We start from the raw sequence: 11,970 nt of genomic DNA on the forward strand, positions 1-11,970 counted from the left end.
GCCGCGGAGTCTCCATCACCCCTCCGCCCCCGCCAGCGCGGGCTCCGGCTCCCCCGCTCCGTCCGGCGCGGCGATGTCAGCCACGGGGACGGTGGCCGGCCCCATCTCGCAGGTGAACTCGCCGGCCGCGTCCACGCTCACGCGCAGGGCGGTGGGGCGGCTCCCCTCGGCCATGGCCGCCAGCAGCAGGCGCGACAGGCGGGGGAGGAGGGTGTGGGTGAGGATGTTGTCGACGTTGCGGGCGCCGCTCTCCACCTCGGTGCAGCGCGCGGCGATGGTGTCGAGCACCGCGTCGTCGGCCACCAGCTCCACGCGGTGCGTCTCGCGCAGGCGGCGCCGCACCTTCTCCAGCTTGAGGGTGATGATCCGCCGCAGCGCCTGGTCGCGCACCGGGTAGTAGGGGATGATCACGGTGCGCCCCAGCAGCGCGGGTTTGAAGACGGCGTCCAGCTCGGGCTTCAGCGCCTTCACCAGCGCCTCGGGCCCGGGCGCGGTCTCGGGGTCGGCGGTCAGCTTCATCACCGTCTCCGTCCCCGCGTTGGTGGTGAGGATGATGACGCAGTTGCGGAACACCACCTGGCGCCCCTCGCCGTCCTCCATCACCCCCTTGTCGAACACCTGGAAGAAGAGCTCGAGCACGTCGGGGTGCGCCTTCTCCACCTCGTCGAGGAGGACCACGGAGTAGGGGCGGCGGCGGACGGCCTCGGTCAGCACGCCGCCCTCGCCGTAGCCCACGTATCCCGGGGGCGCGCCCTTGAGCGTGCTGACGGTGTGCGCCTCCTGGAACTCGCTCATGTTGATGGTGACCAGGTTCTGCTCGCCGCCGTAGAGGAGATCGGAGAGCGCGAGCGCGGTCTCCGTCTTCCCCACCCCGCTGGGGCCCACCAGGAAGAAGACGCCCACGGGCTTGTCGGGGTCCTCGATCCCCGCGCGCGAGGTGCGGACGCGGTGGCTGACGGCCTCGAGCGCGTGGTCCTGCCCGATGATGCGCCGCCCCAGGTGCGTCTCCAGCTCCAGCGCCATCCCCATCTGGTCGCGCAGCATCTTGCCGACGGGGATGCCGGTCCACCCGCTGATCACCTGCCCCACCAGCGCGGAATCGACGCAGACGGGCACCAGCGGGCTCTCCCCCTGCACCTCGATCAGCTCCGCCCCCAGCCGGTCCAGCTCCGCCCGCACCGCCGCCGCGTCTCCATCAGGGACGGGAGATGGAGATTCAGGGGATGGGGATTCGGGAGATGGCGATCCGTCGGATGCGGCGCCGTCCCCACCCGCACCATCTCCCGCCGCGGGGGATGAGGATGCCGCCGCGGGAGATGCCGCCGCGGGCGACACCGTTCCCCCTGTCCCCTGTCCCCTGTCCCCTGTCCCCTGCCCGTCTCCGTGCCCCGCGAGCGCCTCCAGCCGCTCCCGCGCGGCGCGGACGCGGCCCACCAGCTCCCGCTCCCGCTCCCAGCGCGAGGTGAGCGCGGCCAGGCGCGCCTCGGTCTCGGCGCGCGCGGCGGCGATGGCGGCCAGCGTCTCGGCGTGGTCGGCGCCGGCGGCGGACTCGCGCTCCAGCACGCGGGCCTGCACGGCCAGGTCGTCCAGCCGCCGCCGCGCGTCCTCCACCGGGCCGGGGGTGGCGTTCTGCCCCAGCGACAGCCGCGCGCAGGCGGTGTCGAGCACGCTCACGGCCTTGTCGGGGAGCTGGCGGTCGGGGAGGTAGCGGTGCGAGAGGCGCACGGCCGCGTCCACGCCGTCGGCCAGGATGCGCACGCCGTGGTGCTTTTCGAGCGACGGCGCCACGCCGCGCATCATCACCATGCACGACTCTTCCGACGGCTCCTCGACCTTGACCAGCTGGAAGCGGCGGGCGAGCGCGGGGTCCTTCTCGAAGTACTTCTTGTATTCCGACCAGGTCGTGGCCGCGAGCGTGCGCAGCTCGCCGCGGGCCAGCGCGGGCTTCAGCAGGTTGGCGGCGTCGCCCTGCCCGGCCTGCCCGCCGGCGCCGATCATGGTGTGCGCCTCGTCGATGAACAGGATGATGGGGATGGGCGAGGAGCGGACCTCCTCGATCAGCCCCTTCAGCCGGTTCTCGAACTCTCCCTTGATCCCCGCGCCCGCCTGCAGGAGCGCGAGATCGAGGGTCTTCACCACCACGCCGCGCAGCACCGGCGGCACGTCGCCCGCGGCGATGCGCAGCGCGAACCCCTCCACCACCGCCGTCTTCCCCACCCCGGCCTCGCCGACCAGGATGGGGTTGTTCTGCCGACGCCGGGTGAGGATGTCGACCACCTGCCGCACCTCGGCGTCGCGCCCCAGCACGGGGTCCAGCTGCCCGCGCCGCGCGCGCTCGGTGAGATCGACGGTGTACTGGTCGAGGTTGGGCGTCTTCCCCCCCGCCGCCCGCAGCGGCGCCCCGTCTCCCCCGGCGGCCGCGGTGGACGGCGCGGCGACGGCACCCGCCTCCTCCGCCGAGGCGCCGGAGAAGAGGGGCAGCTCCTTGCGCAGCTCCTCGGCGTTGATCTTTTCCAGCTCGCGGCTGATGGAGCGGGCCAGGCGAGACAGCTCGGGGTCGCACAGCAGCGCCACGAGGGTGTGGCCGGTGCGGATCTCGCCGGCGGCGTAGTCGAGCGTGGCCGCGTTCCACGCCACTTCGAGCATGCGCAGGAGCGAGGGGCTGAGCGACGGGGTGCGGGCGTTGCCGCTCTTCAGCCGGTCGAGCCCGGCGGCCAGGTCGCGCTCCAGCCGCGAGCGGTCGACGCCGTAGTGGCGCAGCACGTAGCCCGCGTCGCTGTCGGCGGCGTCGAGCAGCTTGGTCAGGTAGTGCTCGACCTCCACGTCGTAGTGGGTGCGGGCCAGGCAGAGGCCGGCGGCGGCGTCGACGGCCGAGCGCGTGTGGTGGTTCAGCTTCCCGATCAGGGAGCGGACGTTCACGTTCATGATCTCCCCACGTCTTTCTTTGAAGTGACGCTCGCCGCGATTCAGATCACCCGCATCTTTTCTTCCTCCGTTCCCTCCGTTTCCTCCGTGTGAAATCCTCTGTTAACTGATTTGGATCACACGGAGGGAACGGCGGAAACGGAGGAGTTCCAGCGCTTCACAGCCTCAGCAGCGTATCCCCCGCATCCTCGGCGAACGGGCGCGTACGGACCCAGGTGCTCCATCCGAGCGGTTCGGCGTCGGCGGCGCCCAGGACGCAGCCGGGGACCTCGTCGCGCGCCAGCACCAGCCGCACCTCGCACTCGAACTGGTCGTGCGTGTGGAAGCGGACCAGCGCCTTCAGCAGCCCGTGCGCGCCGCCGGTGGGGAGGAAGCGGTCGTAGTCGCGCTTCGACAGCGGCCCCAGCACCACGCGGATCCGCGACTGCGGGTGCCACACCTCGGCGCCCGCCACCGCGCCCCATCCCAGCGCGTCCGAATCGCCGCCATCATCTTCCCCCAGCCGGCACAGCTCGCCGTCGTCGAGCGGAACCCATCCCCCCACGAACTGCTCCACCGCGGCCGGCACGCCGAAGCACTCCTCCAGCACCTGCTCCAGCGCCACCGCCCCGCGCGACGGCGGCGCCAGCGCCCCCGCGAACCACGCCAGCGCCTCCTCCGGCAGCTCGCGGCGCGCCGCCTCGCCGCCCTCGCCCAGCAGGTCCAGCAGGTGGCGCCGCAGCGGGTCGCGCTCGCCGCGCTCGGCGGCCACGGCGATGCGGTGCTTCTCCCACGCGCGGTAGAACAGCGACAGCAGGCGGTGGTGGAAGAGGTCCAGGAACTCACCCGGCGCCGGCTCTTTCGCCCGCGCCCGGTGGCGGACCAGGAGCGTGTAGTGCAGCGGCAGCACCCCCTGCGGCCCGGTGAGCCCCAGGAAGTTCACGCTCATCCGCGCCACCTCGCCCTCCAGCTCCACCCCGTGCAGTTCCGATGGGGGGAAGGCGATGGACGGGTTCACCCCGAAGCGCACCACCTCGGCCGCGGGATCGCCGAAGAAGCCCACCCGCGCGCGCCCCGGCCGCAGCCGCTCCAGCAGCCGCACCGCCTGGAAGAAGCCGAACCCCCACGGCTCCGCCGCCAGCGCCCGCTCCGCCGCCGCCAGTCCCCCGTCGCCCGGAGAGGTGCCGTCCGGGGACGCGGCGGCGGGCTTCCGCGCGCGCGCCTTCCGCGGCGGCGCGGGCGGCGGCCCGGGCGGGGCTACAGCAGCGGCTTCCATCCGGACCGGGGCGGCCACCGCCGCAGCGGCTCCCGGCGCTGCCGCGTGCGGGCGGTCAGCGCGCAGAAGCTGTTCATCGACACGTACAATCCCATGAAGCGCTCCAGCACGGCCGCGAGGAGGTACACGCCGCCGCCCGCGAACTCCTCTTCGTCGAACGTCACCTCCACCCGGTGCCCGCGCGCGAACGCGATCCCCCCCTCGCCGCCCACGCGCGCGTGCATGGGCGCGCCGGCGACGGAGACCACGCCCTGCACGTGCTTCTCGCCCGCGCGCGAGCCGGCGAAGTTGTGCAGCGCCAGGAGCGCGCGCAGGCTCTCCGCCCCGTCGTCCGCGAGCGACGCGTAGTTGAGGGAGAGCTGGGAGACCAGGCGCCAGAGCTGCGCGCCGCCGGAGGGCGGCTGCACCAGCGGCGTGGGCGTGCCCAGCAGCGACACCTTCAGCACCGGCCCGCCGCCGGGGAGCGACAGGTCCGCCCCGTCGGACGCCAGCTCCATCCGCCCCGGGAGATCGCCATTGTGGCAGAGGAGGCGCGCGGTCACCGCGTGCGCGTAGGGCTGCGCCAGCCGCGCGTCGCGGTCCACGAAGTGGAGGCAGACGTCGGTCGCCTCGTCGGGCCGCCAGCCGGAGGGCCGCCGCCGCGCGTACCACCACACCTTCGCCTCGTCCACCCCGTCGCCCCGCGCGCGGAAGGCGTGCAGCGGCTCGATGCGCAGCGGCGTGGGGTCGCCCGCCGCCACGGCCGTCACCTCCTCCACCGCGTAGACGCCCGTGGTGGGCCGGTGCGCGTCGGGGATGATGCGGTACTCGAACGCGCGCTGGGTGACCGGCGTGGGCTCGGAGGTGTGCGGGAAGAGGTTGATGATCGGCGTGCACCCCAGCCGGAAGGTCTCCGCCCCGATCCCCGCCTCCAGCGCGTTCCGGCGATCCCCACGCTCGAAGGGGGCGATGAGGATGACGACCTCCACCGCCTCGCCCATCCCCGCCGCGCGCACGCGCTCGAAGCCGGCCAGGTCCACGAACCAGAACTTCTCGGGGAAGGTGAAGTACTCGCCCAGCAGCCGGTATCCCACGAAGGCGCGGCGGGGGACGGGGAGCATCCCCTCGTCCTCCGCGAAGCCCACGGGGGTGATCGCACCGGCGGGGAGGACGACGGGCTCGGCGCGCGAGCCGGGGACCAGGTCGCGCACCCACACCTCGCGGACGCTGTTGCAGAGGAGCTCGTACAGCGTCCCCGCCAGGTTCGGCTCGGCGGAGAGGTGGAAGCGGAGCGAATCCGTCTCCAGCGCGGAGAAGGTCAATCCCCCCAGGCAGCGCAGCTCCAGCCGGATGGCGGCCACCGCGTCGCCCGCGCGCACGGGCGGCCGCAGCTCGTACGGCGCGGTCCACTTCGCCGACGCGACGGAGACGGGGAGGAGCGCGGTGTCGTAGCAGGTGCGGAAGCGGCAGGGCGCGCCCGCCACCTCGCGCGAGTACAGCAGCGTGCCGCGCGGAACCGGGTGCCCGGCGGGAAGGGCGCCGCGCTCGGGGTCGGGGTGCAGCTGCGCCACCGCCATCGAGGGGATGGGGCGCACGTACTGCGGATACGCCGCGTCGAGCAGCGCCTCGGCGATCTCGGGAAAGTCGTCGTCGAGCTTCAGGTGCACGCGCGCGGCCAGGAAGGCGAACCCCTCCAGCAGCCGCTCCACGTGCGGGTCCTCGCACTTCGTCGGCTCGAGGAGAAGCCGCTGCGCCACGCGCGGGTAGCGCCGCGCGAAGTCGGCACCGGTGCGGCGCAGCCAGGTGAGCTCGCGCTCGTAGTAGTCGAGCAGCGCGTCACGCATGCGCGCCTCCGCTCACCCGGAAGGTGCCGCTGGCCGTCTCCAGCACGGTGTCGAAGGCCACCCGCTCGGGCTCGGGCTCCATCTGCAGCACCCCCTCCACCACGAAGCGCACCTCGCGGTCCGCCGCGTCGCCCACGGTCACCCGCACGCGCGTGAGCCGCGGCTCGAAGGTGGTGACCGCCTCCTCCACCTCGCGCTGCAGCCGCCGCCGCACCGCCTCGGAGCCGGCGGTCAGCGAGGAAAGGTCGCCCAGCCCGAAGGTGAATACGGAGCGCCGCAGCTCGGGGCACCACTCGGGCGCGAGGTCGATGGCGCGCCGGGTGTTCAGCAGCCACTCCAGGTCGCGCAGCAGCGACGCCTTGAGCCGCGCGACGGAGCGCGACCAAGGCGTCCCCGCGCGGCCGGCGCCGGTCTCCTCCTCCAGCAGCCGGTCGAGCACCGACAGGCGCACCGTGCGGTCGGGGTCATGCGGCTGCATCGGCGCTCCCCGCCAGCTGCATCGCCCGCACGGGGTCCAGCCGGCAGACGCGCAGGTACAGCCCCTCGCGCTCGCCCTGGCCGTCGCCCGCCTGCGAGAGCGCGCGGTGGAGGAGCGCCAGCGGCCCGGCCACCACCTCGCCCGCCTCCCACGCCTCCAGCTGGTGCCGCTCCACCTGCTCCAGCAGCTGGCGGAGGATGGGCACGGCCACGGCGGCCTTTCCCGCGTCGACCAGCACCGCGGCGGCCTGCGAGCGGTGGAGGAAGCGCGCGCGCTCGCTGCGCTCCTGCGCGGCGGCGGCCACCAGGATCTCCACCGCCCGCTCCGGCTCGCCCGCGGCCGCCCGCGCCCGCGCGCGCTCCGCCGCGGCGCCGGGCGACGGCGCGGGGGGCGGCGCCGCCTCCGCTCCGTCCGCGGAGACGAGGCCGGCCTCGCGCAGCCACGCCAGCGTCTCGGCGTTGGCCGCGGGGGTGTCGTCCATCAGCGTCATCGCGGGGAGCGCGGGTACGGCCTGCAGCAGCGCACGCAGCTCGGCCGCCAGCGCGGCGCGGAGCGCGTCGTACGCCTCGCCCAGGGCGGCGCAGGCGGCGGCCGAGTAGCGCTGCAGGTCCAGCCAGCCGCGGCCCTGCGGCTGGGCCATGGTCTCCTCGGCCGCGTCGAGCAGCTCGGCCCAGCGCTCCTCCAGCAGCAGCGTCTTCAGCCGCACCCGCTCGGCCGTGGGCGGCGCCGCCAGGAGACGGGGATCGGGGGATGGGCCGCCGCCGCGCAGCTCGCCCCAGCGGAAGCCGCGCAGGACGAGGTACGGCGCGGGGTCCGCCGGCCGCTCGCGGCGGAGATGCCGGGCCAGCGCTGCCAGCCGCGCCGCCGCCTCCTCGCGCGTCCGCGGCGGCCCCGCCTCGAGCGACGGAGATGGCGGTGCATCTCCATCCCCGCCGCTCGCGGCGGAGACGGCGACGCCGGCCGCGATCTCCACCGCCGTCGCCCCGTCTCCCGGCTCGGTGGACGAGGACGCGTCGGCCGCGGAGGCCTCGGGCTCGGGCTCGCCCTTCTTCGCCAGGAGCTGTCCGGCCAGCCGGCGGACCTCGTCCAGCGCCTCGCGCAGCTTCAGGAAGGCGGGGGCCGCGTCGCCCAGCCGCTCGCGGCTGAAGGCCTGCAGCGCGTCGAGGGCGGCGGCCCCGGCGTCGAGCTCCGCGCGGCGCTCGCGCAGCCACTCGCCCGGCGTCTCCTCCACCCCGCGGTCGAACGCCTCGGCGCTCACCTTCCCCGCCTCGACGGCGGCGCGCCACTCGGCCAGCCTGGCCTCGTCGCCCTTCGCCTCTTCCTCGCTCCCCACCTTGCGCGACTCGGCGTAGGCGGCGGCGCCGTGGCCGGCCTTCGTCAGCGGCGCCAGGCGCAGCGACGCGCCCAGGTACAGGTCGATCCACTCGAGCGGGGCGGCGCGCAGCTCCAGGTCGCCGTCCTCGATCTCGGGGTGGAGATGGTCCCAGAAGCGCTCCATCATCCCCAGCATCAGCTCCACCCCGGCGGCGAAGCCGGCGAAGCCCTGGCGCCGCGTCCACGCCTCCGTCAACCACGCCGCCACCTGCAGGTCCTTCGACTGCCGGGCGAGGACGTCGGTGGCCAGCTTCACCACCAGCGCGTAGTCGGCCGTCTTGCGCTCGCGCTTCCAGTCGCCCTGCGGGACGTCGTCCTCCTCGAAGCGCGCCTGGCGGATCTGCTGGTACACCAGCTCGCCGCGCAGGCTGGGCCCCGCCGGGTTCTCGCCGGCGATGGGCTCCAGCAGGTCGGACGCGAGGGCGGCGGTCATGGCGCCTCCGCCGCGGCGGGGGCGTCGATCTCCAGCTCGCGCAGGTCGAGGAGCGGAACGATCTCCCCGTCCACCCGCAGCAGCTTGGCGCCGACGGGAACCGGCTCGCCGCCGGGCCCGTCGTCCCAGTCGGCCGCGCGCCCCAGCCGCACCTGCGCGTCGGCGTGGCGCCAGGAGAGGGGGGAGAGGACGGGAAGGAGCACCTCGCCCAGCTCGGCGCCGTCGAACCCCTCGGCCGGCTGCACCCGCGCGGGCGCCCACAGCAGGTCGCGGAGATGGCGGGGCGGCTCCATCCGCACCCCGGCCAGCAGGCGGAAGGGGATCCAGGTGTACTGCCCCGCCGCGAACACCTCCAGCCGCGCGCCGATGCGCGGGTCGGCGTCCTCGAGCGACGAGAACGCGCGCCCGTTCAGCCGGCCGGAGACCGAGGCCGCGTCCCCGGCCGCGTGCGGCGGCGAGCCGCCGTCGGCGAACAGCGCCTGGCGCGTGCGCTCGGCGTGCAGGGCGCTGCGGTAGAGCCACGCCCCCAGCTCCGCCTCGCGGCCGCCGCCCGCGATCACGTCCAGCTGCTTTCCCGCGCGGTCGTACTCGCCCGCGAAGCAGAGCAGCTCGAACAGGAAGGTGCGGCTGCGCGCGTCGGCCGGGTCGCCGCGCAGCACGGCCCCCAGCGCGGCGATGGCCTCGTCCAGCCGCCCCTGCTCGTACAGGACGCGGGCGCCGGCCGCGTCGGCGGCCAGGGTGCTCACGCCGACACCTTCTGCACGTCCCAGCTGGCCACCACCGGCGAGCCGGTGGCCCCGGTGTCGCTCTGCGGCGTGTAGGTGACCGTCACCTTGCCGAAGGCCAGCCCCAGCGACTCGGTGGGGCGGTTGTCGCCGCCGCTGGTGCCGCTCCACTGCACCGACGCGATGTACACCTTCTCGAACTCGTACTTCAGGTAGTCCACCGGCGAGTCGCCGCCCGCCTTGCGCAGGGTGACCACCACCTTGGCGATGTGCTTCCCCGAGCAGCAGGCCTGGAACAGCTGCGGGCTGGCCGCGTCGGTGGCCTTCAGGCAGTTGAACGCCGACACCGAGGCCTTCCCCGCGCCGCCGCCGGCGCCGGCCGAGCCCACCGTGGTCGAGTTGTGCGCGCCCAGGCTGAAGCTCAGCAGCTCGATCTGCTTCTCGAAGCCGCTGCGGGTCGACTCGCCGTCGATCCCGTCGATCTTGAGGAATGCGTCGAAAGGCATGGGATTCGTGCTCCGCGGGTGAAGGGTGCCCGCGCGCCCGGCCCCGTGCCGGGCGCGCGGCAGGATGAAGGAGAAGCGCTCAGGACGCCGGCTGCGGCAGGTCGGCCACCAGCCGCATCGACACGCTCAGCTCGTCGAGCTGGAAGTGCGGGCGCAGGAAGGCCACGGCGCGGTAGGCGCCCGGCTTCCCCGGCACCTCCACCACGTCGATGCGCGCCTCGCGCAGCGGCCGCTTGCTCTTGACCTCGGCCGAGGCGTCGTCGTTGGCCACGACGTAGTTGCTGATCCAGCGGTTGAGGAAGGTCTCGGCCTGGCTGCGCGACATGTAGCCGCCGATCTTGTCGCGCATCATCGCCTTCAGGTAATGGGCGAAGCGCGAGACGGCGAAGATGTAGGGGATCTGCGCCGAGATGCGCGCGTTGCCGGTGGCCGCGTCGGTGTCGTAGACCTTGGGCTTCTGCGCCGACTGGACGGAGAAGAAGGCGGCCTTGGGCGTGCCCTTGCAATGCACCAGCGGCGCGAACCCCAGGTCGGCCAGCTCCTTCTCGCGCCGGTCGGTGATGGACGACTCGGTGGGGCACTTCATGGCCACGTCGCCGCTGTCGGTGCGGAAGTTGTGCACCGGCAGCCCCTCCACCAGGCCGCCCCCCTCCACCCCGCGGATGGTGGCGCACCACCCGTACTTGGCGAAGGCCTGCGTCACCCGCGCGCCCAGCGCCCAGGCCGCGTTCCCCCACAGGTAGGCGGCGTGGTCCGAGCCGTCCACGCGCTCCTCGTAGTCGAACGCCTCCACCGGCACCGTCTCGCGGCCGTAGGGGTCGCGCAGCAGCATGCGGGGCAGCGTGAGCGCCACGTAGCGCGAGTCCTCGGTCTCGCGGAACGCCTTCCAGCGCGCGTACTCGGTGTTGTCGAAGATCTTGGCCAGGTCGCGCGGCGCGTCGAGCTGGGTGAAGCTCTCCAGGTTGAACATGTCGCACCCGGCGGCGGTGATGAACGGCGCGTGCGCGCCCGCCGCCACCTGGCTGACCTTCTCCAGCAGCTCGATGTCCTCGCCCCCGCGGCCGAACTCGTAGTCGCCCAGCAGCGCGGCGAAGGGGTGGCCGCCGAACACCCCGTACTCCTCCTCGTACACCTTCTTGAACAGCGCGCTCTGGTCGAACTCGGGGGCGCGCTGCAGGTCCTTCAGCAGCTCCTTCTTGGTCACGTTCAGCACCTTGATCTTCAGCATGGTGCCTGTCTCGCTCTGGGCGAGCAGGTACTTCAGCCCGCGCCAGGTGGCCTCGAGCTTCTGGAACGCGGGGTGGTGCATGATGGCGTTCAGCTGCGCCGAGATCAGCTGGTCGATCTCGGCGATGCGCGCGTTGAGCATGGCCTCGGTGTCGGGGCCCACCTGCATGCTCCCCTGCAGCACCTCCTCCACGAAGCGGCGGACCAGCCCGCGCCCGCGCGCCTGCGCCGGCTCGGCGGGCCCGAAGCGTCCCTCGCGGACGATCTGGTCCAGCACGCTGGTGCGTTCTTCGTCTGCGGCGCCGGCGGCGGCCACCGCGGCCTGGGTCTCAGACATCGGGGGCCTCCGCGGGCTGGAGCTCTTCCTTCAGGCGGCTGAGCGCCTCCTGGTCGTGCAGCGTGGCCTGCAGCACCTCTTCCAGCTTGTCGTTCCCCTGCAGGCTGCCGCGCAGGTCCGACAGCTGGCGGCGCAGCTCCAGCAGCTTGCGCAGCGGCTCCACCTGCTCGGCCACCCGGTCGGGCGAGAAGTCGTCGAGCGACTGGAAGTGCAGGTCCACGCCGATCGAGCCCTCCTCGTCGCTCAGCCGGTTGGGCACCTTGAACGCCAGGTGCGGCTTCATCCGCTGCAGCACCTCGTCGAAGTTGTCGGGGTTGATCTCCACGAACTTGCGGTCGCGCAGCCGCGCCAGCGGCTCCTCGGGCTGCCCGGTGAGGTCGGCCAGCACGCCCATCACGAAGGGAAGCTCCTTCATCTCGATGGCCCCGCCCGTCTCCACCTCGTAGCTGATCTGCACCCGGGGCGCGCGGACGCGGCCCAGCTTGGCCTGGATGCTTTCTGCCATCGTGTGCTCCTGATCTGGCGTTGCGGGGTGGAGCCGGCGCGGCGGCCGGGTCGCGGGAACTCGGGATGAATGGGAGACGACGGAAAACCGGCGCGTTGTCGCTGCGATGATGAACGCCCTGCCGGAACCGGCTTTTTCGCGGCGGTGATGCGGGACCCGTCCCCCGCCGCACCGCTCAGGCTAGGGGCGGCACGGACGCCGCACATGGGCAGTCCTGCCTATTTTCCCGCCCTCCGTTTCCCGTCCGACGCAGATCCCCAAAACAGAAGGCTCACGCAGAGTCAGCAGGGTCAGCAGGGAAGAAGCTGCAGTTCTCTGCTGCCTCTGCTGCTCTGCGCCTGCGTGAGACCATTCTGTTTCAATCAAGAACCGGCGCCGGCGC

Annotated in this window: 9 protein-coding genes; all 9 read right to left on the reverse strand. The window is 73.5% G+C overall.

Annotation, left to right across the window (positions count from 1 at the left end; genetic code table 11):
• Positions 1 to 15: 15 nt before the first annotated feature.
• On the reverse strand, positions 16 to 2,925 hold the full coding sequence (gene tssH, locus VF092_26605) for a type VI secretion system ATPase TssH (protein HEX6750887.1): 2,910 nt from the start codon (positions 2,923 to 2,925) through the stop codon (positions 16 to 18).
• A 157-nt stretch (positions 2,926 to 3,082) separates the two neighbouring features.
• Positions 3,083 to 4,180 carry a type VI secretion system baseplate subunit TssG gene (gene tssG / locus VF092_26610; GenBank protein ID HEX6750888.1) on the reverse strand — a complete coding sequence of 366 codons (1,098 nt, stop codon included), beginning with the start codon at positions 4,178 to 4,180 and terminating at the stop codon, positions 3,083 to 3,085.
• Positions 4,162 to 6,003 (reverse strand): type VI secretion system baseplate subunit TssF, encoded by a 1,842-nt coding sequence (tssF, locus tag VF092_26615; GenBank protein HEX6750889.1) that lies wholly within the window; start codon positions 6,001 to 6,003, stop codon positions 4,162 to 4,164. The genes tssG and tssF overlap by 19 nt, the downstream gene beginning before the upstream one ends.
• On the reverse strand, positions 5,996 to 6,481 hold the full coding sequence (tssE, locus tag VF092_26620; protein ID HEX6750890.1) for a type VI secretion system baseplate subunit TssE: 486 nt from the start codon (positions 6,479 to 6,481) through the stop codon (positions 5,996 to 5,998). The genes tssF and tssE overlap by 8 nt, the downstream gene beginning before the upstream one ends.
• Positions 6,468 to 8,288 (reverse strand): type VI secretion system protein TssA, encoded by a 1,821-nt coding sequence (tssA, locus tag VF092_26625; protein ID HEX6750891.1) that lies wholly within the window; start codon positions 8,286 to 8,288, stop codon positions 6,468 to 6,470. Before tssA ends, tssE begins: the two co-directional genes overlap by 14 nt.
• Positions 8,285 to 9,034 carry a type VI secretion system accessory protein TagJ gene (locus VF092_26630; GenBank protein ID HEX6750892.1) on the reverse strand — a complete coding sequence of 250 codons (750 nt, stop codon included), beginning with the start codon at positions 9,032 to 9,034 and terminating at the stop codon, positions 8,285 to 8,287. The genes tssA and VF092_26630 overlap by 4 nt, the downstream gene beginning before the upstream one ends.
• Positions 9,031 to 9,519 (reverse strand): type VI secretion system tube protein Hcp, encoded by a 489-nt coding sequence (locus VF092_26635; protein ID HEX6750893.1) that lies wholly within the window; start codon positions 9,517 to 9,519, stop codon positions 9,031 to 9,033. The genes VF092_26630 and VF092_26635 overlap by 4 nt, the downstream gene beginning before the upstream one ends.
• 79 nt (positions 9,520 to 9,598) lie before the next feature.
• Positions 9,599 to 11,083, reverse strand: coding sequence for a type VI secretion system contractile sheath large subunit (gene tssC, locus VF092_26640; protein ID HEX6750894.1), 1,485 nt, complete (start codon positions 11,081 to 11,083; stop codon positions 9,599 to 9,601).
• Positions 11,076 to 11,588 (reverse strand): type VI secretion system contractile sheath small subunit, encoded by a 513-nt coding sequence (gene tssB / locus VF092_26645; GenBank protein ID HEX6750895.1) that lies wholly within the window; start codon positions 11,586 to 11,588, stop codon positions 11,076 to 11,078. The genes tssC and tssB overlap by 8 nt, the downstream gene beginning before the upstream one ends.
• Positions 11,589 to 11,970: the final 382 nt, after the last annotated feature.

The sequence above is a fragment of the Longimicrobium sp. genome (assembly GCA_036377595.1).
Classification (GTDB): domain Bacteria; phylum Gemmatimonadota; class Gemmatimonadetes; order Longimicrobiales; family Longimicrobiaceae; genus Longimicrobium.

What these genes read in the sequence shown, in the direction of transcription:
- tssE (HEX6750890.1), bottom strand. Translation starts at nt 6,481, where the DNA reads ATGCAGCCGCATGACCCCGACCGCACGGTGCGCCTGTCGGTGCTCGAC.
- tssC (HEX6750894.1), bottom strand. Translation starts at nt 11,083, where the DNA reads ATGTCTGAGACCCAGGCCGCGGTGGCCGCCGCCGGCGCCGCAGACGAA.
- tssA (HEX6750891.1), bottom strand. Translation starts at nt 8,288, where the DNA reads ATGACCGCCGCCCTCGCGTCCGACCTGCTGGAGCCCATCGCCGGCGAG.
- tssB (HEX6750895.1), bottom strand. Translation starts at nt 11,588, where the DNA reads ATGGCAGAAAGCATCCAGGCCAAGCTGGGCCGCGTCCGCGCGCCCCGG.
- tssF (HEX6750889.1), bottom strand. Translation starts at nt 6,003, where the DNA reads ATGCGTGACGCGCTGCTCGACTACTACGAGCGCGAGCTCACCTGGCTG.
- tssH (HEX6750887.1), bottom strand. Translation starts at nt 2,925, where the DNA reads ATGAACGTGAACGTCCGCTCCCTGATCGGGAAGCTGAACCACCACACG.
- tssG (HEX6750888.1), bottom strand. Translation starts at nt 4,180, where the DNA reads ATGGAAGCCGCTGCTGTAGCCCCGCCCGGGCCGCCGCCCGCGCCGCCG.
- VF092_26635 (HEX6750893.1), bottom strand. Translation starts at nt 9,519, where the DNA reads ATGCCTTTCGACGCATTCCTCAAGATCGACGGGATCGACGGCGAGTCG.